Origin of the sequence: Xanthomarina sp. F2636L (assembly GCF_026410195.1) — a bacterium.
Classification (GTDB): Bacteria; Bacteroidota; Bacteroidia; order Flavobacteriales; family Flavobacteriaceae; genus Xanthomarina.
The window spans coordinates 1-934 of the sequence record NZ_JAPMLM010000021.1 but is presented as its reverse complement, the minus strand read 5'-3'; the positions used below and the strand labels follow the sequence as shown (position 1 = coordinate 934).

Here is a 934-nt window from a genome sequence, read left to right as displayed (position 1 = left end):
TATCTACATCTGGCAATAAAGCTGCATTTATACGTAATGCATTGTTACCAGCATCCCTTATGGTTTCATCTCCTAGATATAGCGTACCTGCCATAGTTACATTACCGTCTCCAATATTTAAATTACCACCTTCAATTTGTAAATTTAAATCGGCTGCAACTCCATTATTTCTAGCCATTATTTCGTTATTATCTAAAGAGATATTGGTGCCGTTGGTTTCTCCCAATAATAAATAACCGTTGTTGTTTCCAAGGCCTGTATCGCTACCATTGGTTATTTGTAATTTTGAGTTTGGTGTATGTGTGCCAATACCTGTGTTGCCATTTTTTAAAACGGAAAATGCATTATGGCGATCAGTATCAGAAGTTCCATTGCCAATTTCAAATAATGGGTCTGTGGCTACCCAAGATGTTGGATTTCCACCACCAATATTATATCTTCCCATTGCTGTTGAGACTTGACTTGAAGCTCTTGTATTATGACCCATAGCTGTTGAGTAAGTTCCCATAGCTGTTGAGTAAGATCCCATAGCTGTTGAGTAAGATCCCATAGCTTTTGTGCTAGCACCTAAAGCTGTTGATCTAGTTCCCATAGCTGTTGAGTAATATCCCATAGCTGTTGAGATAGTTCCCATAGCTGTTGAGTAATATCCCATAGCTGTTGAATAATTACCAGTAGCTCCATTAATACTCGAAGTGAAAATATGAGCACTAAGATCTACGGCATGCAAACCAATATTTCCATAACTATCTGGGTTGCTTCCTTTTAACCGCCAACCTATGCCATTGCCTTCATCAATTGCTTCCAAACCTGTTACGTTATTGGCGGTTTCAGCATTAATTGCATAAGGCACTGTTTTAAACTGGGTTGTTCCCATATCTACAAATGCTGATCCTCCAGCGATATCAATTTCTACTTTTAAAAAATGGTCATC

1 protein-coding gene is annotated in these 934 nt (G+C 38.2%); it reads right to left on the bottom strand.

Annotated features, from left to right (window positions below; genetic code table 11):
• Positions 1–934, bottom strand: a 934-nt coding sequence (locus OS191_RS00095; RefSeq protein WP_267153675.1) for a hypothetical protein, incomplete at both ends; no start/stop codon positions are given.